The 23,525-nt window shown below is 60.7% G+C and carries 24 protein-coding genes and 1 tRNA gene; 14 read left to right on the plus strand and 11 right to left on the minus strand.

Annotation, left to right across the window (positions count from 1 at the left end):
• Positions 1-24 precede the first annotated feature (24 nt).
• The 3 genes from HY247_01135 (at position 25) to HY247_01145 (ending at position 1,935) form a co-directional block, all read left to right on the plus strand.
• Complete coding sequence (locus HY247_01135; GenBank protein QQG48951.1) at positions 25-291, plus strand: winged helix-turn-helix transcriptional regulator; 267 nt, start codon at positions 25-27, stop codon at positions 289-291.
• 76 nt (positions 292-367) lie between these two features.
• Positions 368-952: a restriction endonuclease gene (locus HY247_01140; GenBank protein QQG48952.1), complete on the plus strand. Its 585-nt coding sequence runs from the start codon at positions 368-370 to the stop codon at positions 950-952.
• A gap of 47 nt (positions 953-999) precedes the next feature.
• Complete coding sequence (locus tag HY247_01145) at positions 1,000-1,935, plus strand: NAD-binding protein (GenBank protein ID QQG48953.1); 936 nt, start codon at positions 1,000-1,002, stop codon at positions 1,933-1,935.
• A gap of 118 nt (positions 1,936-2,053) precedes the next feature.
• Here the strand turns inward: HY247_01145 and HY247_01150 are convergent, their stop codons facing one another.
• Positions 2,054-2,458 (minus strand): DNA-binding protein, encoded by a 405-nt coding sequence (locus tag HY247_01150; protein ID QQG48954.1) that lies wholly within the window; start codon positions 2,456-2,458, stop codon positions 2,054-2,056.
• Between the two features lie 51 nt (positions 2,459-2,509).
• Here HY247_01150 and HY247_01155 point away from each other — a divergent pair, with 51 nt between their 5' ends.
• On the plus strand, positions 2,510-3,082 hold the full coding sequence (locus HY247_01155; protein QQG48955.1) for a DUF99 family protein: 573 nt from the start codon (positions 2,510-2,512) through the stop codon (positions 3,080-3,082).
• Here HY247_01155 and HY247_01160 read toward each other — a convergent pair.
• Positions 3,069-4,511 (minus strand): FAD-binding oxidoreductase, encoded by a 1,443-nt coding sequence (locus HY247_01160; protein ID QQG48956.1) that lies wholly within the window; start codon positions 4,509-4,511, stop codon positions 3,069-3,071. The two genes, HY247_01155 and HY247_01160, sit on opposite strands and share 14 nt — an antisense overlap.
• A 33-nt stretch (positions 4,512-4,544) precedes the next feature.
• Complete coding sequence (locus HY247_01165; GenBank protein ID QQG48957.1) at positions 4,545-4,994, minus strand: hypothetical protein; 450 nt, start codon at positions 4,992-4,994, stop codon at positions 4,545-4,547.
• Positions 4,995-5,328: 334 nt separating this feature from the next.
• On the opposite strand from HY247_01165, the gene HY247_01170 reads away from it, so the two are divergent.
• Complete coding sequence (locus HY247_01170) at positions 5,329-6,096, plus strand: Rieske 2Fe-2S domain-containing protein (protein QQG48958.1); 768 nt, start codon at positions 5,329-5,331, stop codon at positions 6,094-6,096.
• Between the two features lie 2 nt (positions 6,097-6,098).
• On the plus strand, positions 6,099-7,454 hold the full coding sequence (locus tag HY247_01175) for a cytochrome bc complex cytochrome b subunit (protein QQG48959.1): 1,356 nt from the start codon (positions 6,099-6,101) through the stop codon (positions 7,452-7,454).
• On the opposite strand, the gene HY247_01180 is transcribed toward HY247_01175, so the two are convergent.
• Genes HY247_01180 through HY247_01200 form a run of 5 tightly spaced genes read right to left on the minus strand, consistent with a single transcriptional unit; the run spans position 7,451 to position 12,049 of the window.
• Positions 7,451-8,275 (minus strand): class I SAM-dependent methyltransferase family protein, encoded by an 825-nt coding sequence (locus tag HY247_01180; protein ID QQG48960.1) that lies wholly within the window; start codon positions 8,273-8,275, stop codon positions 7,451-7,453. The genes HY247_01175 and HY247_01180 overlap by 4 nt on opposite strands.
• Complete coding sequence (locus HY247_01185; protein QQG48961.1) at positions 8,259-10,067, minus strand: ribosome biogenesis/translation initiation ATPase RLI; 1,809 nt, start codon at positions 10,065-10,067, stop codon at positions 8,259-8,261. The genes HY247_01180 and HY247_01185 overlap by 17 nt, the downstream gene beginning before the upstream one ends.
• A gap of 9 nt (positions 10,068-10,076) precedes the next feature.
• Positions 10,077-10,586, minus strand: a complete 510-nt coding sequence (locus tag HY247_01190; protein QQG48962.1) for a hypothetical protein — start codon at positions 10,584-10,586, stop codon at positions 10,077-10,079.
• Positions 10,587-10,605: 19 nt separating this feature from the next.
• Positions 10,606-11,451 (minus strand): 5'/3'-nucleotidase SurE, encoded by an 846-nt coding sequence (gene surE, locus HY247_01195; GenBank protein ID QQG48963.1) that lies wholly within the window; start codon positions 11,449-11,451, stop codon positions 10,606-10,608.
• Positions 11,411-12,049 carry a winged helix-turn-helix transcriptional regulator gene (locus HY247_01200; protein QQG48964.1) on the minus strand — a complete coding sequence of 213 codons (639 nt, stop codon included), beginning with the start codon at positions 12,047-12,049 and terminating at the stop codon, positions 11,411-11,413. The genes surE and HY247_01200 overlap by 41 nt, the downstream gene beginning before the upstream one ends.
• Before the next feature lie 67 nt (positions 12,050-12,116).
• Here HY247_01200 and HY247_01205 point away from each other — a divergent pair, with 67 nt between their 5' ends.
• The 5 genes from HY247_01205 (at position 12,117) to HY247_01225 (ending at position 18,561) form a co-directional block, all read left to right on the plus strand.
• A complete protein-coding gene (locus HY247_01205; GenBank protein ID QQG48965.1) occupies positions 12,117-12,617 on the plus strand; it encodes an Hsp20/alpha crystallin family protein in 501 nt (166 codons plus the stop codon).
• A gap of 13 nt (positions 12,618-12,630) precedes the next feature.
• Positions 12,631-15,024, plus strand: coding sequence for a CDC48 family AAA ATPase (locus tag HY247_01210; protein ID QQG48966.1), 2,394 nt, complete (start codon positions 12,631-12,633; stop codon positions 15,022-15,024).
• A gap of 110 nt (positions 15,025-15,134) precedes the next feature.
• Positions 15,135-16,712 carry a lysine--tRNA ligase gene (lysS, locus tag HY247_01215; protein ID QQG49513.1) on the plus strand — a complete coding sequence of 526 codons (1,578 nt, stop codon included), beginning with the start codon at positions 15,135-15,137 and terminating at the stop codon, positions 16,710-16,712.
• A 25-nt stretch (positions 16,713-16,737) separates the two neighbouring features.
• Positions 16,738-16,813, plus strand: a tRNA-Arg gene (locus HY247_01220).
• A gap of 965 nt (positions 16,814-17,778) precedes the next feature.
• Positions 17,779-18,561, plus strand: a complete 783-nt coding sequence (locus tag HY247_01225; protein QQG48967.1) for a hypothetical protein — start codon at positions 17,779-17,781, stop codon at positions 18,559-18,561.
• Here HY247_01225 and HY247_01230 read toward each other — a convergent pair.
• Complete coding sequence (locus HY247_01230) at positions 18,542-19,156, minus strand: DNA ligase (protein ID QQG48968.1); 615 nt, start codon at positions 19,154-19,156, stop codon at positions 18,542-18,544. The genes HY247_01225 and HY247_01230 overlap by 20 nt on opposite strands.
• Before the next feature lie 54 nt (positions 19,157-19,210).
• Here HY247_01230 and HY247_01235 point away from each other — a divergent pair, with 54 nt between their 5' ends.
• A complete protein-coding gene (locus HY247_01235; protein QQG48969.1) occupies positions 19,211-19,582 on the plus strand; it encodes a cupin domain-containing protein in 372 nt (123 codons plus the stop codon).
• 10 nt (positions 19,583-19,592) lie between these two features.
• Here the strand turns inward: HY247_01235 and HY247_01240 are convergent, their stop codons facing one another.
• Entirely contained in the window at positions 19,593-20,594 is a 1,002-nt protein-coding gene (locus HY247_01240) for a DUF1404 family protein (GenBank protein ID QQG48970.1), read from the minus strand.
• 147 nt (positions 20,595-20,741) lie between these two features.
• On the opposite strand from HY247_01240, the gene HY247_01245 reads away from it, so the two are divergent.
• Together HY247_01245 and HY247_01250 are read left to right on the plus strand one after the other, a co-directional pair.
• Positions 20,742-21,536 carry a hypothetical protein gene (locus HY247_01245; GenBank protein QQG48971.1) on the plus strand — a complete coding sequence of 265 codons (795 nt, stop codon included), beginning with the start codon at positions 20,742-20,744 and terminating at the stop codon, positions 21,534-21,536.
• A 178-nt stretch (positions 21,537-21,714) separates the two neighbouring features.
• On the plus strand, positions 21,715-22,455 hold the full coding sequence (locus tag HY247_01250; GenBank protein ID QQG48972.1) for a hypothetical protein: 741 nt from the start codon (positions 21,715-21,717) through the stop codon (positions 22,453-22,455).
• Between the two features lie 5 nt (positions 22,456-22,460).
• Here the strand turns inward: HY247_01250 and HY247_01255 are convergent, their stop codons facing one another.
• Positions 22,461-23,507, minus strand: coding sequence for a M24 family metallopeptidase (locus HY247_01255; GenBank protein QQG48973.1), 1,047 nt, complete (start codon positions 23,505-23,507; stop codon positions 22,461-22,463).
• Between the last annotated feature and the right edge of the window lie 18 nt (positions 23,508-23,525).

Raw genomic sequence — 23,525 nt, forward strand, 5'->3', positions numbered from 1 at the left:
CCCATTTTCGCCGTCAGAATGTCGGTGAGTAGCTTCAGCGGGCTGCCGAAATTCGTGACGAGCAGCGAAGTTAGAAGGAAACTCCTAGGGCACCTCGCAAAGGAAGCGATGACGCCTACGGAGCTCGCCTCCATCGAGAAGAAGCACATCAGCCACGTCAGCCGAGCCCTAGCAGAGCTGAAGGCCCAGGGCTTGGTGGAGCCCGTCTTCGCCCAGTCCAGGGAGAAGTACTATCGCGCGACGCACCACGGGCTCAGCCTGTACCAGAGCGTCCTGAACTCACCGAAGTAACTTTCACTGTAGCCTCCCGAAAACCGCTGCTTTCCTCTGCTTCCTTTTTTACTTCCTTCCTTGACTTCTCCACGTCGTGTTCTCAGGCCCGAGGGTTCCCAGCGAAAGGGCTCGGGGGTACATCGAGGGCACGTTCTCAATCCCTCCGATGCTCCAGGTCGAAGCGGAGATAGCCTCAACTTTGGGCCGTACCGAATCAGTCTTCGACTCCAGGGTCGTGCGGGCGATCGCTGCCTGCAGGACCGGGACTCCTCCTGAGCTCGTCGCGAGGCACCTGCACTGGTCAGAGTTCGAGTCGTTCGGGGCGGACCTGTTGAAAGCCAGCGGGTATGGGGTGGAACAGGACGTGGTCCTGAAAAACCCGAGGGCCCAGATAGACATCCTCGGTCGTTCGGGCAGGATCGCGGTGGCGGTGGACTGCAAGCGATGGTCGAAGAGCGCAGCCCCGGGAGTGGCGATGAAGGTGGCAAGGGCCCAGGGCGAGAGGGCGGTGCTTCTGAGGAGTGCGAGGCCCTACTTGGAGCCCATAGTGGCTGTAATTCTAATGATTTCGCTGGAGGCGCCTTTGTTGATGGAGGGCGCCGCGGTGGTTCCGATCCACGCATTCCGCGACTTCCTCGAGAGCCTCGACTCGCTGGTCCCCGAGCTCACCGCATACTGAGTCGTCATAGCATCGATTATTAGACGCCACGGAATCAGAAACGCCCGTTGGCGAGGGTCGTCCTCTGCGGGATGGGCGCCATCGGGACGGAGGTTCTGAGGTATCTCGTCGAGAGGGGCCACACCTTAGTCGGCGTGGTGGACACAGACCCAGAGAAGGTCGGGAGGACGGTCGCCGAGATAACGGGCCTTCCGGTCGGGACGAGGGTCTCGCACTCCGTGGAAGAGCTGGCAGAGGGGACGGCAGACGTCGCGGTCTTCGCGACTACCTCCAGGCTAACGGGGATTGCGAGCGACGTGATGCGCGCTGCGAGCCTGGGGATGGACGTCGTGGCCACTGCGGAGGAGATGGCCTTTCCCGAGTCCTCTGACCGAGAGGCGGCCGGGAGGATTGACGCCCTGGCCAAGGAGAAGGACGTTACTGTGGTCGGGGTCGGGGTCAATCCGGGCTTCGTAATGGACTGGGTCCCTGCGCTCGTCCTCTCAGCCTCCAAGAACCCGACCAAAGTCCACGTGGTCCGATCGGTGGACGTAAGCAGGCGCCGGAGGCAGCTCCAAGCCAAGGCAGGGGTCGGGCTTACCAGGGCGAAGTTCGAAAAGGGGGTCGAAGAGGGGTCTCTGGGGCACGTGGGTCTCGTCGAGTCTGCGAGCCTGATCGCAAGGTCCCTTGGGACGACGCTCGAGGATACGAAGCAGGGGGTCTTCCCAGTCCTGGGGTCTGATGAATACGTTCTGGGCGTAAGGCAGTTCGCGGAGGGGACCGCCGGGCGCTGCCTGATCAGGCTTGACCTCGAGATGTCGGTCACTTCGGCGGACTTTGACGTGGTGGAGGTAAAGGGAGATCCGGACATCAAGCTGAGGTTCGAGAAGGGCGTCTTCGGAGACTCGGCCACTGTCGCCCTGGTCGTGCACGCAGTCGAGAGGGTCGCCGCGGCGCGACCTGGCGTCGTCACCGTCCTCGACCTCCCCCTCGCGCGGCCGTAGGTCCTCGAAATTCCTTATATCGACTCGGGCCCCTCAAAGAGTCGAGGCTGTGATGTTACAGAGTTACGGTTAGGTCAATATGACCGGAAGGCATTAGACTGAGCCTCATCTGTTACCGCTAACTGGTCTTGTAGATCAGGTTTAGGCCCAACTCTTCATCGAACCTTCGGACCGCGTCGTTGGTCGTTTTGGTAATGACAACTTCGAGGAGCGGATGGACCTCCGCTGAGAGGAGATGCCCTCCGATGACCGACATGTCCCGCCTGCCCAACGTCGCGTGGGCATGAAGAAAGGGCGCCCCGTCCTTTGTCGTGATGTTTCCGAGCAGGCTCGTGACTTCAAGGTTCTCCGCGTACCGGTGCTCCTCGTACTTCTTCGTGGCAGGGTTGTAGTATGCAAGCTTGAGCCGCCTCACGGCCCCTATCCCTTCCACGCTTGCTGTGCGTACCCCTTCCTTTGCAGCTAGTCTCAGGATTTCGCCCGGAATCTTCGACCCCTCCTTGAGGGAGTAGATCTTGGCCACGCCTCGGCAGAGCTTCCAGAGGTTAAAAGTCTGGATGCGGTCGAACCCCCGGTGCGCCCCAGCCTCTCCAAGCCCGGCCTCAGAGTGCTCGGAGTCGCAGAGAGCTTCAGGAAGGAGCTGCCGAGGTCCGTCCTCGCGGGCGTGGTAATGAGGGGCGACCTTGTGATTGACGGACTTGCCCTTGGAAGGACCTCCGTCGGCGGAGACGACGCGACCGCATCGATATCCTCCCTGTTCAGGAGGCTGAAGAGGAACGACGTCAACCTCATCATGGTCTCAGGAGCGATCCTTAGCCTCTACAACATCATCGACGTTGACCAACTATCGGCGAAGACCCGCCGCCCGGTCATCTGCCTCACCTTCAAGGAGACCAAAGGGATCGAGGACTCCATTAGGAGGCACTTCCCCGACAGCGCCGAGGGCAAGCTCCTGGCATACCGGGCCCTGGGGGAGAGGAGAAGGTTTCGGCTTTCGACGGGCAAGGCTGTCTACGGCCGTCTTTCCGGTCTCTCGTTCTCGGAGGCCATGCGCGTCCTCGAGCTCTTCACGCGGCAGGGCTCGGTCCCCGAGCCGATCAAAGTTGCAAGGCTGCTCGCGCGGGCAGCCTCGATCAGACAAGCTTGACGCCGGGGTTCAGGACTCCCTTCGGGTCGAACAGCGATTTGATTTCCTTCATTATCCAGTACGTCTTGGGATACTGGCGCCCTACATAGGGAGCCCTCAGCATCCCGTCCCCATGCTCACCCGTCATCGAGCCACCCATCCTCCAGACAGCCTCGAAGCACTCGTCCATCAGGTTGTCCAGGGTCCTGCGTCCCGAGGAGTCGGTGGGGTCGAGGAGAGGGCGGGCATGGAGGTTAGCATCTCCTGCGTGGCCGTAGGAGATGTACTCGAGGCCCCTCCTATCAAACTCGGTCTGCAGGAGCCTGACCAGGTCCGGGAGCCTCTCGCCCGGGACTACGAGGTCCTCCACGCCCGGGACCAATACCTTGCCGCCGCTCCTTACCTGGAGGCCGAGCTTGAGGGTCTCGTTCCTCACCTCCCAGGCCTCGGAGATGGCCGCAGGGTCCGTGATGACGAGGGGCTCGTATCCCGACACCTTCGAGCCGGCGACCTCCTCAATCTTCGCGTCAGGGGAGCCTTCCCCGTCGTACTCGGTGAAAAGGAGGTAGTTGGAGTCGGACTTTGCATACTTCGAGAGCATCTCCTCCTTGCCCATCCTCCTGAAGACCGACCTGTCGAGCAACTCGATCGCGGTCGGAGAGGTGCTCCTGAAGGCCGAGACTGCGTCCCCGAGCCCTTCCAAGGTCGTCTCGACGACGAACAGGACCCTCCAGCCAGGCTTCCTCCTCGTCGCGAACCCCACTTCTGTGAAGACCCCCAGCGTGCCTTCAGAGCCGACGAAGAGTTTCTCCAGATGGAGCCTGTCGCCCTCGATCGCGCGCTCCAGCCTGAACCCCGAGGAGTTCTTGCTGACTCGGGGCCGCTCCGCCAGAATCTCCTTGTGGTTTTGGAGGATCAGCTCGCAGACCTTCCTGACCCTCGGGTCACTGCCGTTGGCTGCCTCCTCGAGCGAGCCAGGCTCTAGCCGCATCGCGTCTCCGCCTGGGAGGATGACCCTGAGCCACTCGACGTGGTCTATGGTGGTGCCGTACTTGGGCGTCCGAATGCCCGCGGAGTTGTTGGCGGCCATCCCTCCCACGGTGCAACTCGAGTAGCTGGACGGGTCGACGGGCATCCAAAGGCCCAGGTCTCCGAGGGCTTCGTTGAGCTTCCCCTTGACGAGGGCGGGCCCGCAGCTTGCGACCCCCTCGACCAGAGCAAAGCCCTGCATCTTCTGAACGAGGACGATCCCCCGCCCCACCGACTGGCTGGGTATCGAGGTGCCGCCGCCTCTTGGCGTGAGGGAGAGACCAGAATCGTCGGCGAGCTTGAGGGACGAGATCACGTCCACCTCTGTCTCCGCCTCGAAGGCCCGCTGTGGGTGGAATGTGATGATCCCTGCGTCTCTAGAGAGCGCTTCCAGGTCCTCTTTGGAAGTCAGTTCCTTCAAACTGCGCTCGGCGCCATACACGGCGCAGTCCGACTAGGGCGACTTTACTGTAACGGTGCCCCGCATCCACGCGTGATAGATGCACTTGTAGTCGAAGGTCCCCGCGGTCGCGTAGGTGTACTGGTATGCCCCGTTCTCGTGCATGTCGCCCGAGCTAGGCCCCACGCCAGTCGTCTCGGTCACGGTGTGGATGCTCCCCGGGTCGAGGTTCTTCCACACCGCCGTGTTGTTGACCCCGATCACCAGAGTGACGCTCAACGGCGCGTACCCGCAAGGGCCCACTGGGCCGCAGGTGCCTGCGCCGTTGGTGATGTTGACGTAGGCGCATGTGCTCGGAGTGCAGGTCACTGCGGATGTAGTCGAGGTCGTGGTGGTGGAGTTCTGGCCCGGCGCTATTGCGAATTGGTAGTAACCGATGGACGCGATCGCACCTATTATCAGAATCGCGACGACCGCCCCTACGACCGTCGAGCTCTTGGCCAACTGGAGATTCTTTCGCCACCTCGTGTCAGATTGGCTTTAAGCGTTTTCGCGCTCTGGCGATTTTCCAATCACTCATACGAAGGTTAAAAACGCCATGCGTGAGCCAGTCGCCGGAGAATAAATGGTGGACGAGACTAAGGAAGGCCCACCCTCCCAGACTCAAGCTGAACAGGAGAAGAAGCCTGCACCACAGACGACGCCGCCTCCCCGCCCTGCCCCTGTTATTGCGCAACCTCCTCAAGTGCGGCCTGCGCCTACACCTCCGCGCCCTGCTGCCCCGACGCCCGCTCCCCCGAAGCCTGCCACGCCGCCCGATTCGAGCCGGCGGAACTTCGTGAAGGCAATCTTCGCCCTTAGCGCCGTCCTCTCAGTTGTCCCCTTCGTCCCTTGGGGAAGCTTCCTCTCGTCAAAAATCACCATAGGCACGGCCACCCAGAAGGTCCTCCAGAAGGCTGTGGTAGACGACGACTCGAAGTACGGAGCGGCCGCGGGGCAGCAGGTCAAGGTCAGCGACCTGGCCACCTTCCCGCCCAACGGACACTGGGTCATCACCTACCCGAGCTCTGGAGATCCCACCCTCGATGCTCAGAACCCCGACACCTTCCTGAAGTACGAGCTCATCCGACTCCCTGAAGAACTGGGCGGCTCGAGCATGAAGGCGACGGACTTTGTGGCGTTCAGCAAAGTCTGCGTCCACCTCTGGTGCAGCCCGAATTATAATCCGACTCAGACCAACAATCCCAGCGAATTCGGATACCAGGCTCCCAGCCCTACTGTGACTACGCACCAGCGGTACGAGTGCCCCTGCCACGGAAGCATTTACGAGCTCCCGGACGGAAAGGCCATCCTGGGACCCGCCGCTCTCCAGGCCCCTCCCACCAACGCGATCCCGATGCTCACTCTTCAGGCCGACTCCGACGGATACCTGTACGTGTACCTGCCGAACCACGACCCCACCAAGGCCTACCCGGACAACGGAGTAGGGTCCATCGGCGCGAACGGCGACCTGGGCTTCGGGCGCGACTCCGGGAGCTACCAGTCTTTCATCAAGCCGATGGGCGAAGTCCCCGCCGACACGAGCCTCCTGGAGGAGAACGCCTGACCATGGCAAAGGCTCCCCAGAAGCGGAATCTGGTCTCCAAGCTCTACTACTGGCTCGTGGACGGCCTCGAAAGGACGGTCTATTGCGGCGTCCAGTACACTTTCCCCAAGAGGTTCGTAAATCCCCTCGCCTACCTGGGCGTCCTCACTGGGATCGTATTCCTCGTACTGGGAGTGACCGGGGGGCTGCTGATGATCTACTATCAGCCAACCCTCGCGGGGTGCGGGAGCATAACGTGCGCATTCTCGAGCATCCAAAGAATCAACGACTCGGTCCCGTTCGGCTGGCTCATGAGGAACATACACTACACGGCCTCCAACGCGATGGTGCTACTCGCGGTCCTGCACATGTACTATCAGTACTTCAGCGGGAGGTTCAAGATCAAGAACGAGGTCCTCTGGGTGACCGGGATAATCTTGGGAATCATCACGGGCGTAGAGGCCTTTACGGGGTACGACCTCCTGTTCAACCAGAGGGCCGGGCTTGCGATAGAGATCGGCTCCTCCCTCGCTAACGCATCACCTGTGATCGGCGGGGCCCTCAGGCTCGCGACCTTCGGGTACGGATTCACCGACTTCGTCCTCAGGCTCTATTCGGCCCACGTGTTCATCCTACCGATGTTCATGCTCATCCTTGTCTTCATCCACTTCCCCAGGTACATGGTCTTCGACCTGCCGGTGATCTCGACCGTGGTGGGGGGCCTCTTCGCGATCGCTGCCATCTTCCCTGTGGCGGTCGGCATCCCATACAGCCCCAGCAACCCCCAGCTGACCATTCCGGAGTGGTACCTAACCGGAATCTACGCCCTCCTCAGGACCGAGTTTGACAAGTTCGTCATGGGGGGTCTCATGCCTGCCTTGCTCTTCCTGATGGCGCTCGTAGTCCCATTCGTGGACACCTCCAAGAAGCTCAGCTGGAAGGAGCGGCCCTTCTTCACTGCGCTCGGCATCACCAGCATTGCCCAGATCTTGATCACGACTGCCTGGGGCTTCTACATCAACCCCGACACCGGCCTCCCGACCCTCGAGAGGCTCTTCGTGGACCCGGTGCTCTACTTCAGCTCGATGCTCGGAGTCACCATACTGTCCTTCGTCCTGACCTACGCCTACCTCAGGTACCTGAAGTCTAAGGAGCGGGTCAGGAAGGCGATCGCGCCGCAGGGGACACTCCTCACGCGGAGGTGGGTCTTCATCATCTTCGTGCTCCTAATCCTTGCCCAGGTCATGGTCAACGGCCTCGCCGCTCAGGCTGTCGCGACCGGCCTGAGGAACATGGCCCTCTTCGACGTGGGGGCGATACTGATCACCTTCGGGGTCCTGGCGCACCTGTACAGGTACAGCCAGACGCTGCCCTTCTAGTTCCGCAGGCGTATCTCTGCGGCCATCTCGACCCATCTGGGGCCGACGTCTCTTACCCTCCTGACTGTGAACCTGGTCTTCGGAGGCAGGAGGCCAGAGAGCTCGCCCTTGAGGGCGCGCCCCGCATCCCTCTCGTCCTTTCCGAGGACGTGCCTGTAGTAGTGGACGAGGCCATCCCTCTTACACATCGAGAGTGCGACCTCGAGGAAGCGGTCAGCTTCGGAGGGATGTGGCATCAAGACCCGGTCGAACTTCCCAGTCACTACCTCTGGAAGGTCCGCGGCGTCGCCCCGTATGAGCGTGACCAGGTCCTGGACCTTGTTGAGCCGGTTGTTCTCCTCGTGGTACCTGCACGCCGACGGGTTGACCTCGCAACTCACGACCCTGGCGCCCGCGACCTTCGCGATCGGGATCGAGAACGGCCCGACCCCTGCGAACATGTTCAGGACTCTCTCCTTCTTCCGAACCTCACTTGCTATCCTCTCGCGCTCCGTGGAGAGCCTCGGAGAGAAGTAGCACTTCGCCACGTCCAGTCTGTAGGAGCAGCCGTTCTCCTTGTGCACCGTCGTTGACCTCTTCTCCCCCGTCAGATGCCTTAGCCTCCTGAGGCGGTGCTTCCCCTCGATCCCTCCCTCCTGCTCGAAGACCACCTTGATGCTCCCCGACTCCTCGCAGAGGGCCTCCGCGAAGGACCGTTTCTCCTTCGCCCTGAGTCCAGGCAGTCTCAGTATCGCGATGTCTCCGATGACATCGACCCCGGTCGAGGGAAGGTCGGCCTTTATCCCTGACCTCGCCAGCGCTGCCCTAATCAGCCTCGGCAACTTCTTCCTTCTGGGAGACGTAGTAGTAGGTCCCCTTCTCCTTCTGGTCCCTGTCCAACTTGCTCCCGGGCTTGTTGACCCTGGGCCGGCCCGTGTTGACGTCGCGCCGGTACGTCAGCCCCACCTGCTTGAGGAACGCATTCATCCCGTCCTCCTTGGGAAGCGGCGCCGTCGCCTCCCCCGAGACGCCGGGCTCGCCTGTGAAGACCATCAGCCGGTCAGAGACGATGTCGATGACCTGGAGGTCGTGGTCTATGATGATGGCAGCCTTCCCCCTTGCCTTCACCAGGCGGTTGATCGCCCGCGCTACTACAAACCTGTCCTCCACATCGAGGAAAGCCGAAGGCTCGTCGAGCGCGTAGACCTCAGCCTCCTGGGCCATGGTCGCCAGGATGGCGACCTTCTGGAGCTCGCCTCCGCTCAGCTCCTTGACCCTCCTGGCTAGGAGCTTCTCCATCCTCAGCGGGTTGGCCAGGGCCTCCTGGAGGGCCGCGTCCCCGTACTTGGCCCCCAAGGTAGAGAGGTAGAACTCGTCCACCGTACCTTCGAACTCCGACGAGAGGTACTGCGGCTTGTAGGCCACCCGCGCGTCGAGGCCGACGCTCCCCTTTGTCGGCTTCTCCTGGCCGGCGACCATCTTCAGGAACGTCGTCTTGCCAAGCGCGTTGGCGCCCACGACCCCCAGGATAGTCCCCTGGTTGATCATCCCCCCTTCTACTTTGAGCTTGAACGATTCGTAGGACTTCCGCAGCGTCGTGTACTTTGCCACCGCCTCCTCGCTCTCCACGGTTTCGCCCGCCGCCCTGAGCCCGAAGGAGACCGCGTGGTCCCTGAACCTGACGTTCTCTTGTGGGAGGTACCCGTCGAGGAGCGAGTTGATCCCAGTCCTAGAGGCGTAGAGGCCCGAGACTATCCCGTACGCCCCCGGCTCCCCATAGATCACTTGGACGTAGTTGGCGACGTAGTCGAGGAACGCGATGTCGTGCTCCACGACGAGGACGGCCTTTCCGGCCTCGGCCAGGCCGGCTATCAACCGAGTCACCGCGAGGCGCTGGTACACGTCGTTGTAGGACGACGGTTCGTCGAACAGGTAAAGGTCAGCATCCTTGAGCGTTGCGGCGGCAACCGCGACCCTCTGCAGCTCCCCTCCGCTCAGCTCGGTCAGCTTCTTGTGCATGGTCTCCTTGAGGCTCAGGGTCTCGACGACCTCGTCCAGCTTCCCCCTCTCGTCCATCTGTTCCAGCAGGGGACGGGTCTCTCTCTTCCATGCCTCGGGGAGCTTGTAGACCGCCTGGGGCTTCAGGGAGACCTTGAGCTCCCCGTCCGCGACCCGCTCGAAGTGCTCCTTCATCTCCCGCCCGCTCAGGTACTTCAGGAACGGATCCCACGAAGGCTCGCGGTCGTAGTCGCCCAGGTTGGGTATCGTCTGGCCGGCCAGGACCTTCAAAGCAGTCGACTTCCCTATCCCGTTCCGTCCCACTAGCCCCACCACCGAGCCCCTCCGGACTGTCGGTATCCTGAAGAGCCTGAACGAGTTGACTCCGTACTGGTGGATCTTGTCCGTCTTCAGCTCCTCGCTGAGGTTCAGGATGTCGATGGCGTCGAACGGGCAGACCTTGATGCAGATCCCGCAGCCGATGCAGAGCTCTTCGGAGATCAGCGCCAGCTTGTCCTCTCCGAGTACTATGCACTCTTCTCCGTTGATGTTGACCGGGCACTCCTTGATGCACTCGAGCCCGCACTTCTTGGACTGGCAAAGGTCCGAATCGACGACAGCGACTCTCTGTACCAAGCCGATCGCCTAGTGCTGGGCCAGTCTCTTCGGGATCGGGCAGAACGAGCAGATCGCAGCGTCTCCCTCGAGCGCCAGCGACTGGGCGCTGTGCCTCTGCCTCATCGAGGCCCAGACCTCCTTCTCGCTCGAGACTCCCGCAATGTGGATCGACTCGTGCTCCTTGATTACCGGAAGAAGCCTGCAGCGAACGCAGATCGGCTTCACGAATGCGATGGGGGTGATGCTTCCCGCAACCATGACTACCCCCGTGCTTCCGAGGAGCCAGAGTCCCAACAGGGCCCCCGCGAGACCCATCCCGCCACCAACAAGAGAACCGATCACGGCGCTCCCGACCACCAGCGCTCCGCCGACGATCGCGCCAGAAGCGCCCGAGTGGAAAGAAAGCCCCCTGGTGCTCTTGGGCGCCGAAGAGATCAGCAAAGAGGGTACCAAGAGCCTGACCGGCCCAGAGAGATTCACTACCCTGAGCCTCCTCTCGACTCCTTCCCATCCCTCCCCGATTCGATGCATCTCCAATTGTGAACAGCTCTCGTTTCTATTTATCCCTGAGGCGACGCTTCTGCCCTTTGACCGAGAGCCTCTTCTCGACCCTCCGCTTGAGGGACACGAGCGGCTCCGTGACTGGCCCTGACATGCTAAGCACCATCGGGGAGATCGAGATCTTTCCTTCTTTGAGTACGGCCTCCGCGTCGCTGCTGGCTGGGAACTCCGAGAGCTTCTCCCCGAAGAGCCAGTAGTACGGCCTCCCTCTGGGGTCCTTTCTGACGATCACCGTGTCGGTGTACTTCCTCCTCCCGACTTCTGTGAGCTTGATCTCCGTCCTCTTCGTCGCTCCCTGTGGAAAGTTGACGTTGAGCATCTCCGCGCCGCCAGGCATCCCGTTCTCCAGAACATCCCTGACTATCTCCCCGGCCACCTCGGAGGCCTCGTCGAAGTTCGGAGGGTTGTACTCCAGTGCGAACAAGGACTCGTCCCTGACCTCCATGGAGAACGCCACCGCTGGTATCCCGGTCAGCGCAGACTCGAGGGCAGCTGCCACAGTCCCGGAGGCGAGGATGTCCTGGAAGGTGCTGTTCCCTCCGTTATTTATCCCTGAGACGACGAGGTCGGGCTTTCTGGGCAGTATCTTGTTCACCCCGATCATGACGCAGTCCCCCGGAGTTCCGGAGACGGCATAGCACTTGAAGGCGCCTAGCCTGACCTTTGCAACTCTCAGCGGCTTGTGGAAGGTCAGACTCAGGGCCGTCGCACTCTGAGGTTGTTCGGGAGCCACGACTATCACCTCGGCGTACTTCGAGACGGCGCGCGCGAGGCCCTTCAGCCCCTCGCTCTGCACGCTGTCATCGTTTGTGACCATTACGAGCTTTCTGTTTCTTGGCACTGCTTCTGGCTGCCGCGATTGCTTTCTCTATAGACCTTCTCCCGCTCTTTGCCCCGAAGCTCTTTCGGAGGACCTCGCCTGCCTCCTCTAGGGAGCCCTCGGTGAGCAGGGTCTTGATCATCAGCTCGCTCGCGCCGTCAAGGTCCAGTCCCTCGACGATCCCTTCGATCCGGGCGTCGACGGACACCGCCTCGTCAATCATCCTGCCCAGCCTACGGGCCTGCTCCCTTATCCTCCGCCTCTGGATCAGATCCTGCTCGGCCAGCGCTTCCAGCTCCGGTAGCGGGTCTTCCGGCAGCAGCCCTAGGGGGCGGGAGCGAACGAGCTTCACGGCGAAGAGGTCCCCTGCCGAGTGGTCGACGACCTTCATCTCCGTGGAAGTGTAGACCTTGTGGACTGAGACTCCAACGCCGTCAATTTTGCGCTCCGCCACCAGTCCCAATGCCTTCAGCTTCGCGATGTGTTTGAGCACTCCCTGGACGGAGACTCCGGTAAGGTCGGAGAGCTCCTTGAGAGTTCTAGGCCTCCTGGCGACTAGGCCGGCTATCTTCAGCCTCGTCTGAGACGACAGGACTTCGTGGATCTGGTCCGGGCGCATAGGCCTCTCGAAGGAAAGGATTTATAAAAGGGTTTAACCGACGGTTAATTAACAAGTGGTTAACTTGATGGGCGAAGATCGAAGGCGAAACCTCAGAGATGTCCTTGACGAGCTGGACAAATACTTCGAGGACTTCGAGAAGGAGATGGAGGAAGTCGTGCGAAACAGCGTCGGGATTGCGAAGGGACACACTGGTCCTTTCGTGGCAGGCTTCTCCTTCAAACTCGGGCCAGAGGGGAGGCCGTCCGTCCAGTTCTTCGGCGACACCAAGAGCGACGGCTACAGGTCACCTTTGGCAGAGCAGATCCTGGACCAAGAGAAGGGCCTCCTTCGTCTTGTCCTTGACATGCCGGGGGTAGAGAAGGAAGACATCAGCCTAGACGCGACGGAGGAAAAGGCGATGGTCACGGCCGAGCGGGAGGGAAGGAAGTACAAGGCCGAAATCACACTCAAAGCGAGGGTCATGGCGGAATCAGGAAAGGCGGAATACAAGAACGGCGTCCTGGAAATTTTGTTCTCATTGAAAGACAAAGATAATAAGGGCTACAAGAGGCTTGACATTGTCTGAGAGTGGTTCGGGCGTGAGCCAACAGCAAGTCCAACTGAAGGTCCTCGAAGCCTATACCCGCGATGTTGGTAGAGGAGTAGCGCGTATCGACTACGATGCGATGGACGCGCTCGACGCTTCGACCGGGGATGTCATAGAGATCAAAGGAAAGAGAAGGACTGTCGCGAAGTGCCTGCCTCTATACCCATCGGACGAGGGAAGAGGCATCGTAAGGATTGACGGCCTGATCAGGAACAACGCGGGCGTCGCGATCGGCGACGTGGTCGTGGTCAAGAAGGTGAAGGCGCCGCCGGCCGAGAAGGTCGTGGTCGCGCCGCTGGAGGCGGTCCCGCCGATCGACGAGAGGTACCTGGCCGACGCCCTCGAGAGCGTCCCCGTCACGAAGGGCGACAACATCATGATTCCATACTTCGGAGGGAGGTTGACCTTCCAGGTCGTGGGGGTCAGCCCTGTCGCTGATGCGGCTTTGATCACCCAGAGGACGGTCTTCGTGATCTCTGAGAAGGGGGAAGCCTTGAGGGGCGTGCCCCAGGTCACCTACGAGGACATCGGCGGGCTCAAGGACGAGATACAGAAGGTAAGGGAAATGATCGAGCTTCCTCTTCGGCACCCTGAAATCTTCGAGAAGCTCGGAGTCGAGGCTCCAAAGGGCATCCTGCTGTACGGCCCACCGGGCACAGGAAAGACTCTGCTGGCGAAGGCTGTGGCGACTGAGAGCAACGCCCACTTCATCCCGATAAGCGGTCCCGAGATCATGAGCAAGTTCTACGGTGAATCCGAGGCCAGGCTCAGGGAGATCTTCAAGGAAGCCAAGGAGAAGGCCCCGACGATCATCTTCATCGACGAAATCGATTCGATTGCCCCGAAGAGGGAGGAAGTGACGGGCGAAGTAGAGAGGAGGGTCGTCAGCCAGCTTCTCTCTCTGATGGACGGGCTCGAGGCGAGGGGGAAGGTCATCGTGATAGCTGCGACCAACAGGCCCAACGCCATCGACCCCGCTCTGAGGAGGCCCGGTAGGTTCGACAGGGAGATTGAGATCAAGGTGCCCGATAAGAAGGGAAGGCTCGAGATCCTGCTGATTCACACGAGGCACATGCCCCTCGTCCAGAACAAAGACACGGACAGGCCGGGGAACCTGGCCGACGTGGTGGACATCGAAAAACTGGCAGCCCGCAGCCACGGCTTCGTCGGCGCCGACCTCGAGTACCTTTGCAAGGAGGCTGCGATGAAGACACTGCGTCGGAACCTTCCCGATATCAGCCTCAAGGAGGAGAGGCTCTCGCCGGAGACGCTCGACCTGCTGACGGTGACCATGGGCGACTTTGACGGGGCTATGAGGGACGTCATGCCTTCGGCGATGAGAGAAGTCTACCTGGAGACGCCGGACATCAAGTGGGATCAGATAGGCGGTCTGGAGGGAATCAAGAAAGAGCTGCAGGAGGCGGTCGAGTGGCCGTTGAAGTATCCCGACCTCTACGAGAGGACTGGCTACAACATGCCAAAGGGGATCCTCCTTCACGGCCCGTCCGGGACCGGCAAGACGATGCTCGCAAAGGCCGTCGCGACAGAGAGCGAGGCGAACTTCATCAGCGTAAGGGGGCCCGAGCTACTGAGCAAGTGGGTCGGAGAGTCTGAGAGAGGGGTCCGAGAAGTCTTCCGAAGGGCCAGGCAGGCCTCCCCATGTGTCATCTTCTTCGACGAGCTTGACGCGCTCGCACCAGTCAGGGGCATGGGAGGGGACAGCATGGTCACGGAGAGGGTCGTAAGTCAGCTTTTGACCGAGCTGGACGGGGTTCAGGGACTGCACGGGGTCGTCGTGCTTGCAGCTACGAACAGAATCGAGCTGATCGACCCGGCTCTCCTTCGCGCCGGAAGGTTCGACAAGCTTGTGGAAGTTCCCCTGCCTGATGAAGAAGCGAGGAAGTCAGTCCTGAGGATAGAACTGATCGAGGGGCGCGAACAGAGACTCGCACAGCTCAAGGCGGAGATCGAGTCTCTTCAGAAAGACGTCCTGGCCCAGAACGAGAAGCTCCCCAGGACGAAAGACTCGGACGAGGCCAAGAAGATGCATGAGAGTGTCGCGAAGGAGGAGGCCCAGATAGAAGATCTCAAGAAGAGAAGGGAGAAGAAGACAGAGGAGCTCAGGGTCATCCAGTCCTGCATCGACGACGTCGCAGAGAAGACGGACGGGCTGAGCGGCGCCGACATGTCTGCGATCGCCAATACCGCGGTCTCCATAGTTCTGCAGGCGTTCATATCCAAGTATCCCGACCCCGAGAGGGGCAAGAAGTTCATCGACGACGCCGTCGTGAGCGCCCAGGACGTCATGGACGCGGTGCAGAAAGTAAGGACCTCCAGGGAAGGCAGGCCCAAGGAGCGCGTCTCTCCGGTCCCCTACTACCGCTGAGCCACCGCGCACGGACAGCGACATACTAATTACCTCTAACTGCGCCGCGAGATATCGGATTGGAGACAGCCAAGGTGATAGGCCGAGGCACGTGGCTCGACAAGGTCGCCATGGACACGATCGACAGGGAGGAGAGACTCGGGCGAAGCACGTCCAGGCTCAGGGTCGAGAGCGGCCTCGGGGCCTCGGGGCTCCCCCACATCGGGAGCGTTGGGGACGCGATACGAAGCTACGGGGTCAAGATGGCCCTGGAGACTGCCGGCTACAAGTCTGAACTCATCGCATACTCCGACGATTTTGACGGCCTACGGAAGGTGCCCGCAGGCTTCCCTGCGTGGCTCAAGGACTACATCGCCCACCCGGTCTCGCGGATACCGGACCCGTTCGAGTGCCACAAGTCCTACGCTGACCACGTCGGGTTCCTCCTAAGGGAGTCCCTGGAGAAGCTGGGCCTCCAGTTCACGTTCCAGAGCGGCGCGGACGCTTACAAGTCCGGGCTCCTCAACGACCAGATAAGGAAGATACTGCTCAATTCCAAGGAGATAGGGAAGAAGATCAACGAGCTGGTCGGCCAGGAGAAGTACGAGGGGACCCTCCCCTACACTCCGGTCTGCGCCGAGTGCCACCGGATCTACACGACTCGAGCGACCTCCTACGACAAGGACTCCGACACCGTCCACTACGTGTGTTCGGGGACCGACCTAGGGGACAAGTTCGTCGCCGGCTGCGGGCACGAAGGCGATGCGCGGATTACTGACGGGGACGGCAAACTCATGTGGAAGGTGGAGTTCGCCGCGCGCTGGGCCGCCTTCGACATCAGGTTCGAGGCCTACGGAAAGGAGCTGACGGACTCTGTAAAGATCAACGACTGGGTCTCCGAGCACGTCCTGGGGTATCCTCCTCCCCACCACGTGCGGTACGAGCTCTTCCAGGACAAGGGAGGGAAGAAGCTCTCAAAGTCTGCGGGCAACCTCGTCACCCCCCAGCAGTGGCTGGACTTTGCCTCACCGGCGAGCCTCAGGCACCTGATGTTCAAGAGAATAGTCGGCGCCCGCAGTGTCTCAATCGACGACGTCCCGTTCTACATGGACGAGGTCGACGACCTTGAAGCGTACTACTTCTCCAAGAAGAAAGACGCGAACCCGATGAAGGACGCCCGGATGAAGGGGCTCTACGAGTACAGCTTGCTCCTCGAAGTTCCAAAGTCTCCGGGACCCCACGTCCCCTACAGGCTGATCGCGGACCTCGCCAGGGTCGCGCCAGAAGGCTCTGTGGGTGAGTTTGTAGTCAAGCGTCTTGTCTCGTACGGCATGGCAAAGGAGGCGAACGAGCCTCTTCTTCAGAGGGTCGGCTGGGCTGCGAAGTGGGCGGCCCGCACAGGCGAGGAGGCCCCCAGAGAGGTCGAGGTCTCGGCGCCAGCGGCCAAGGCTCTTGAGGAGTTCGCTCGGGCTCTACCAGGCGCTAAGGACGGAGACCAAATTCAGGAGGCCGCCTTCCAGGCGCTGAGGAAGTCGGGCCTCAAGCCAGGCGACTTCTTCACTGCCGTGTATTCTATCCTCCTAGGGTCGGACAGGGGGCCGCGCCTGGGGCCGTACATCCTCGATGCGAACCCGCAGAAGGTCAGCGAAAAGATCCTGAACGCCTTGAGGAAACAAGACCGTGGGTCACAGACTCGGCCCAAAGCATAACTACGATTCAGAATTAGCCATCCTCGGGCCCGTAGCCTAGCATGGATCAGGGCACCAGCCTGCGGAGCTGGGGGTCGAGGGTCCGAATCCCTCCGGGCCCGCTTTGTTTCCTGCTTGAGGCAACCAGAGGAGTCCAATCGCCGCTCCATGCCAATTACTAAATATTGGAGACTAGACGCTCGATGGGCATTCGTGAAACTGAACTATATTCTCTACTATATCTTTTTGGCAGTGGTAGCTGGCTTCTTCTTTGGATTCATTGGCGCCCTCGTAGTATTGATTGCTACTGCTGCAATAGTGGCCTACCTAAGGCGTGGTCGCTCTTCGGTTTCGCCCGCGTCCGTCACTCCCGCACCAAGCGTGCAGAGTCGAGATCCCGCTCTCGAAGACTATCTATCTGGTGTAAGTTCTAGACTCTCGCGAATCGGCTTCGAGATTCGACGCAATGTTGTGGTAGGCGGGCAGGGCTTAGCCCTTTATGCCGCCCGAAACCGATTCGAACTAAGTAAATTAGGAACAGCAAGGCGTGTCATAGCAGTGTTCGAAATGGACAATATGACCCCGCAAAGTATCGAAGGAATTGCAAGTTCACTGATGGAACACGAAAGAGATGGCTCTCTCGGAAGTTCACTAGCCAACCAGTCCACCTTCTGCTTTACAGTCGCTGTCGCGAAGAGTGTAAGCGATCAAGTGATAGGTTGGACAGAGAATACAGCGGGTAAGCGAGCTTGGAAAGGAGTAAGCTTTCCCGTCGCAGTGTCTCTTACCGAGCGTCGCATATATCGACCCGCCAAGACGCCTATCTTCGGAGCGGCGTACTATAGGGGTTTAAGAAAATTCGCTGATCAAAACTTGGGATTCTGGCAACTACCGACGAGCCAAAGTCAACAAAGTCAATAGAGTTCGCCTGTCTGTTTCTTGGGTTTCGGACACCTCATGAAAAGACACTTCGAAGCCCGTCAGAAGAGAGTCTCCTCCACATGCCTAAACTCGTGGTATTCCTGTCCAGGACGACTCAAGAGCATTTATCTATACAAAACGAGCCGCCTCGCCGTTTTCCCCACCAATGAAACGCGTCAAGGAACGGATCTTCCCCTACCACTTCGCTCCTGACGAAAAGCTCTTCCACATCGTCGTCCAGATCAAGGACCTCCCAGGCGCGCTCGGCTCAGTCCTATCCCTCCTGAGCGACAGGCTCGACCTCGTGGGCATCACCAGCTACGGCCTGGACGACAGCACCGCGATCTGCAGTGCGTTCGCGAGGGCCATGTCCCGGGCGACGACGGCAGACCACATACACAAGTCGCTAAAGTCGTCTCCGATGGTGGTAGAGTCGTTCGTCGAAGAGGGGCGCGATGGGCTCCTCGTGGACGGCTTCCACACTGGGATGGAGACCAAGCCGGGTCAGGAGTTCATGCTGATGCCGAGGAGGACGCAATCAGCAATGATGCGGCGCATCGTGAAGGAGTTCGGGAGCGGCGGGAAGGCGATACTCTACGAGGAGGGGGTGGCGGCAGGAGAAGCCAACGCGGAATTCCTTGTTGAGCTCCTTGGAGAGGAGGGCGTCTCTCGTACGGGCCCCGCACTGCTCCGAAGACGGGCTGTCTACGGTTGGGGTGAGATGGAGCCCGTCAGCATGGTCATCGGGGAGTCGGCCACGCTGAGGGTAATCGATTGCTTCGAGTGTTCAGAGTGGCACCGCGAGCTGGACGGCTGCCACTTCTGGAGAGGGTTCATTGTGGGCCGGTTCTCCTCGCTCTGGGGCACCAAGGTGACTGCGGAAGAAGTGAAGTGCGTCGGGCGCGGAGACGACTTCTGCGACTTCAGCCTCAAGAAAGTACAGGGCTAGGCCCCGCATCGTTCCCGGCCTTCGAAGCGATCTGGTCGATGCTGTGCCCGCTGACCGCAGAAAAGTCGAACTTGTTCGCGTCATAGCCAGGAACGGTGTATGCGTCCCGGTGCTTCACCATGAGCCAGCTGTCCTTACCTCCGAGCCCTTTGGTCCTGAATATGGCGAAGGACCCCTTGAGCTTCGTCCCATAGAGCCGGAACTTCATCATCCCCGCCGCCAAGCCTTCCTGTGCCGCCTTCTTTGCCTCCTCCAGTGAGTTCGCTTCTACTCTAGCGCCCTTCTCGACTTCCCTCTCGGGTGTATACTTCCCCTCGTCCCAGATCATCACCGCTCCGGCACCATACTCTCCCGCCTGGATCGAACCCTCGAAGTGCCGATACTCCAGGGAGTGGTCTCCGGTTGGCATGGCCAGGCGGCGGACCGAGCTGTCAAGGGTCGGCCCCTTGGGAATCGCCCACGAGGGCATGACCCCGCCAACCTCCAGGCGGAAGTCATAGTGCAGTCTCGTCGCCCGATGCTTGTGCACTACGAAGGCCAGGTATCCTTCCACGTCCAATGAGACTACGGCCCCCGAGTTAAAGGCGGAGGGCACGGTCGCATGCGAATCGAAGAAAACGATTTCATATCTCTCGCACGAGGGTGAAGCATGGAGAGGATTGAGGTTGCAAAGAAGGGGACACTGGCCAGGGGGAGCACGACCCCTGGGGTGGTCCGGGAGAAGGCGTTCGAGGTTGGCGGGGCAGTCTTCAACAGGTCGACCATCGCCGCCGGGGTCGTGTCGGGGTGGCACCACCACGGAACCAGGGACCTGCTCGGGTATGTCATCTCGGGGAGCCTGAGGCTCGAGTTCGGGAAGGGTGGGACGGACTCGGTGGTAGTCTCTGAAGGGGACTTCTTCCACATCCCGGTCGGGCTCGTCCATCGGGATGTCAATCCCGAAGGCTCAGAATCGGTCGTCATCGCGAACCTATTGCTGGGAAGCGGCGAGTCGCTGGTCAACGTCCAAGGGCCCGGGTAGCGGGTCCGCATCAGCCAGCAAGTACTGTGACGGTGCCCGCCATCCAGGGATGGTAGGCGCAGTGGTATTCGTAGACTCCCGGGCTCGCAAACGCGAAAGTGAAAGTCCCTCCTGGAGGGACGGGACCTGAGTCAAAAGTCCCGCTCCCCGACGTTACGGTGTCGTAGGAGATGGACTGGCTCTTCCAAGTGACCGTCGCGTTTACCCCTAGTACCACGACTATATCCCGGGGCGAGTACTGCCACGAAACGGGTGTCTCAATGATGGTCACAGCTGCTCGGCCCGTGCTGGCTCCCTGAGCTGCGAGGACGTAGCCGGTGAACGCAAAGTATCCTACGAGCGCCGCGACGAGAACTATCCCGATCGCAGGCATCACGAATCCCGGGACCTTCACCCGAAACAGAGTCGAGTCCCTGCGAGCTTGGGGAGTAGCTCCTGATGCCCCGCCTAGCCAGTCGGGATTCCGCGAAATGACATGTGCCACTCCGACCAAGACCGTGGGACCTGTAAGAAGAAGCGCCCAGCCGAGGGTCGTCTGGTCAGGAATTGGGTACAAGGAGTACACCTGTATCCTGAGCGGGAGGACCAAGGCCAGGGCGTACCCCATGTGGCCGAAGAAGGCCGACATTAGGGCTCCTATCTTCGCCGAGTCGGAGAGCCTGAGCATCCAGGACCCAGCCATAAAGCCCACGCCGAGGAAGGAGGCGTGCTCCACCACGTGGATCCAGGGGTCGAGGACGGCCGTGTCCCAGAGTAACGGGAGGTGCCACAGTATGAGGAGCCCGCTTCCCCCTGCGAGCGCAACACGCGGGGCCCAAGTGCGTCCCCGCTCAGCGAGCCGCCTGGACCAGACCCATCTTGCAATAGATACTCCCGCGAGTATGACCAGTATGTGTTGAGCCATGTGGACGGTCAAGTTGACCTCGGAGAGGTCGTCAAGCGGCGGCAGCAGTGTTGCGAAGGCAAGCAATGCGATCCCAAATCCGAGCGTCGCCCTCCATTGTCGGCTCAAGTGTCGAACTGGCGCAAGCGACCCGGTTGATTACTTAAGCGAGCAAGAAGCAATCACGGCGCGACCAAAGCATACTACTCTGTAGAGCTATAGAGATTCGAGAGCCCATATTGATATACTGAGTTCGCCACCGGTGGTAAGTCAGACTTGCAGAACCTGAGCTCTTCCTCAAGCGTATCGATCAAGGTCGCAATAATAGCCGTGACGGCTGTGCTGTATGCGCTCGGGAAGGGAATCACAGCTTACATCCCAACTCCGTTCAGCGTGGGCCAATTGCTCGTGGGAGTCTTTCTCCCAGCCTTCCTCGCCGTCGTTTCTGAGACGGTCCCGGTCGCTGTCGGGGCAGGCCTCGGCACCTTCGTCGGCGACGTAGTCTTCCTTGTCCCGTTGGGCGGGACGACTCCCATCCTGAGCCTCGAGGCGGGCGTTCCTGCCAACTTCATCGCATTCCTCTTCTTCGGATGGTTCGTCAAGAAGTATCGCTCCTGGGGCGCCTTCGTGGCCGGGACCGTCTCCTTCGTCACTCTGGGCAACCTGATCGCGGCCACTCTCGTCGCGATCTTTCTGCCGCTCCCAGTCTCGTGGATCCTCGGGCTGACGATATTCTGGAACATGACATCGATTCCGGCGATAATAGTGGCTGTCCCGGTGCTGGTGAGGGCGGTCAGACCGGTCTTCGGGAGGTCAAGGATCCTCTCTGCCGAGCCAGACTGGGCTGGGGCGGTGACCCGGAATCAGACGATTCTCGCGACGGCCTTCGCGGTCTTTTTCTTGGCCCTGGGCGTGGTCTTCTTCGTCCTGCTTCCCAACGCAGTCGTCGCCTCCGCGCTCAAGTTTGATCCTCTGTACTACGAGATATCCGCCCTGATAGTCATCGTGTTCGCTCCACTCGCAGGCGTGATAGCTGGGTCGAAGCTTCAGGCGAACAAAGCTGCAGGCTAGGGCCGCGGTCGCCTTCGCGCCTGGCGCGATCACCAACTTCTTCAGCATCCACTCGGAGCGGAGCAGTTCCGGGGACTACTCGCTCCTAGGAGCAACTGGAGGAGGGTACATCCTCCCTAGGGGCGTCGTTTCACGGGCGACTTTCCGCCAAGGCTCGAAGAAAGGCATCTCCATCGTCGTGGACGGGGACCGCGCGTACAAGGCCAGGACAACTCTGAGAGCAGTGAGGCTCCTCCTCAAAGCAAACAACGCCCCTGAAGGACAAATTTCGATTGATCAGACGATGCAGGTTCCAGTGGGCTCCGGTTTCGGGGCCAGCGCGGCAGCGGCGATCTCGGCAGTGTACGCGGTCGCGTCCGCAACAGGAATCAAAGGGACGAAGGACGAGATAGCGTATCATGCTCACGTCGCAGAGATCCAGGAACAGACCGGGCTCGGCACCGTGTCCGTCTCGTACAACTTTGCCGGCGCGGGCGCCATCGTGAAGCCAGGGGCTCCGGGCGTCTCGGAGTTCGTGAGGGCGAAGGTGCCGAGGGGTACGAAGATCGTCACCGCCTCCATCGGGCCGTACCGAAAGTCCGACGCCCTCTCCAACCGGGCGACCTCCTCTGCGATCAACCTGCTGGGCGACGCCGCGCTGAAGGAGTTCCTGGCTCTTCCGACTCTAGACAGACTCGCCGAGGAAGGGGAGAGGTTCTCGGTGGCCCTCGGGCTTATGACACCCGAGGTCGTTGAGCTCGCGGAACTGGGCAAGGACTCCGGCGCGTCGTACGCGAGTCAGAACATGATAGGGCTAGCGGTGCACTGCCTCTGCCCGAGTGGGAAAGAGCGCGCAGTTGCCAGAGCCCTAAGAGGGTCCCGGCTCCGACCCAGGGTTGACACCTTCGGCATCGGCGGGAAGAAGGCGGGCGTCCAGTAGAGTCCCTATCCGGCAGTGACCAGTTCCTTCGTAAACCTCGTGAGAGGGACCGGTTTTCGCCCTATTTTCAGCGTGTCTTCAATGCGGATCCCGTACTTGCCCAAGAAGTAGACCCCCGGCTCGTCGGTGATCACATCGCCTTCCAAGAGCTTCGACTTGCTACCCTTCGAAATTTTGGGCAACTCGTGGATGTCTATCCCCACCCCGTGCCCTACGCTGTGGTTTAGCCGCTTGGCAAGACCGTGCTTCCTGAGGACCCTGACCGCTTCTAGATGTACGTCCTCGCAAATGGTACCGACGCGGGCGATCTGCATCGAACTCTCCTGCGCCTCCAGGACTGCGGAGTAGCTCTTCTTCATCTCCGAAGAGATCGTGCCGACCGCGAAGGTCCTGGTCTCGTCCGAGTTGTATCCCTCGAACCGGAAGAAGATGTCGGCGACCACGAGGTCTCCTCGTTTGATCTTGCGGCTCGTCAGCTCCGAGTGAGGAAGCGCGCCGTTCTCGCCCGCAGCGACTATCGTGGGGCTCAGAGCCGAGTCAGAACCAGACGGAGTCAGGCCCTGTTCGGTGGCCATCTTCATGACCTCGGCTGCGACCTGCCACTCTGTCCTCCCCGGGCGCAGTTCGCCTGGGAGCGCTTCGAAGATCTTGTCGAGGCGTCGGGAAGCCTGACCGATCCTCGCAATCTCCGGGGCGTCCTTGACTCTCCTTGCTTGCAGGAAGAGGTTCATGTCCATCGAAAACCTCCCCGTCGCTCTGAGCTCAGAATCGTCGTCCACGACCCCCTTGCCCTTCTTCATACGTCTCGTCAGAGCGGCCGGAACCTCCTTCCACCTCTTGGCGACCACCAACTCGACTTCCTTGCCCAGTTCCTCTGCCCTGTCTGCCTCCAAAGGGCTCGTTACGACCACCGTTTTGTCAGGGAGCACGATAGCCGCCCCTCCTCCCCAGAAATCAGTCAGGTAGAACATGTTAGCGGCCGTCATGGCGACGACCTGCTTCCCGCGGGCCAAGGAGAGCAGTCTCCTGCGCCTTTCCGCGTAAACGGTCAACTTCTTGCCTTCTCAAAC

The organism is archaeon (genome assembly GCA_016432545.1).
Classification (GTDB): domain Archaea; phylum Thermoproteota; class Nitrososphaeria; order Nitrososphaerales; family Gagatemarchaeaceae; genus UBA183.

Excerpts from the sequence above, each read along its gene's own strand:
- HY247_01175 (QQG48959.1), top strand. The coding sequence starts at position 6,099 with ATGGCAAAGGCTCCCCAGAAGCGGAATCTGGTCTCCAAGCTCTACTAC.
- HY247_01200 (QQG48964.1), bottom strand. The coding sequence starts at position 12,049 with ATGCGCCCGGACCAGATCCACGAAGTCCTGTCGTCTCAGACGAGGCTG.
- HY247_01205 (QQG48965.1), top strand. The coding sequence starts at position 12,117 with ATGGGCGAAGATCGAAGGCGAAACCTCAGAGATGTCCTTGACGAGCTG.
- lysS (QQG49513.1), top strand. The coding sequence starts at position 15,135 with ATGGACACGATCGACAGGGAGGAGAGACTCGGGCGAAGCACGTCCAGG.
- HY247_01225 (QQG48967.1), top strand. The coding sequence starts at position 17,779 with ATGAAACGCGTCAAGGAACGGATCTTCCCCTACCACTTCGCTCCTGAC.
- HY247_01235 (QQG48969.1), top strand. The coding sequence starts at position 19,211 with ATGGAGAGGATTGAGGTTGCAAAGAAGGGGACACTGGCCAGGGGGAGC.